The sequence below is a fragment of the Bacillus sp. LR--39 genome, assembly GCF_053613335.1.
Window position 1 is genome coordinate 1 of the sequence record NZ_JBSIOT010000878.1, and the last position, 708, is coordinate 708.

A 708-nucleotide genomic window follows, 5' to 3' on the forward strand; every position below is an offset into this window, starting at 1 on the left:
TCCACTCGCCGCCAATTTCTCCCCAGCCCGGCCACATATTCAAAAGCAAAATGTTCAGTGCCGTGCTACCCGCAAAGGTCTGGATGCCAAGCCACATGATAGCTGCAAACGCCCTTAGAAGCGCGGGGATATTCGCGCCGTATATCCCGTAAGAAGCCCGAATGATCACTGGAAACGGCAGCCCGTATTTTGTCCCCGCATGGCCGTTTAAGGCAAGAGCGCCAAATAGGATAAGTGATGCCGTAATAATGATCGCCAGCACCTGCCAAGGCGAAAGGCCGATCGCAATTAATCCTCCCACGGTCGCGTAGGTCGGTATGTTATGTATACATCCCATCCAAATGGAGGCAAAGTTCATTGCTTTCCACGTCCGTTTTTCCTGTCCCAAAGGCACCAGATCTTCATTGCTCAGCCTGTTGGATTGCTGCTGACTCTCTTTTAATTTCATAGCCGGCTCCCCTTTCCATATTGTCTATATGTCGTCACACGTTATGTTTTTTGACATTAGATGTCACTTAATATAACTGAAGAGTCAGACAATAACACTGGCTATGATATACAATTTTCCCGTTTGTATTTGAACAGCTTAAACAAGAAAAAGAGACAGACCTCAGAGCCCGTCTCTTTCTTAAGATGCAGTTTTCATTAATGCAGCAAATCTCACAGCCATTAACAGGCTTGCTCCGCCCGCTATAATCATAATGATTC

1 protein-coding gene and 1 pseudogene are annotated in these 708 nt (G+C 46.6%); both read right to left on the reverse strand.

Annotated elements, in window-relative coordinates; genetic code table 11:
* Positions 1–448, reverse strand: a pseudogene (pucI, locus tag ACWHAR_RS27185) (allantoin permease); the annotation flags it as partial.
* A gap of 180 nt (positions 449–628) precedes the next feature.
* Positions 629–708, reverse strand: an 80-nt coding sequence (locus ACWHAR_RS27190) for a hypothetical protein (RefSeq protein ID WP_452088446.1), incomplete at its 5' end; no start/stop codon positions are given.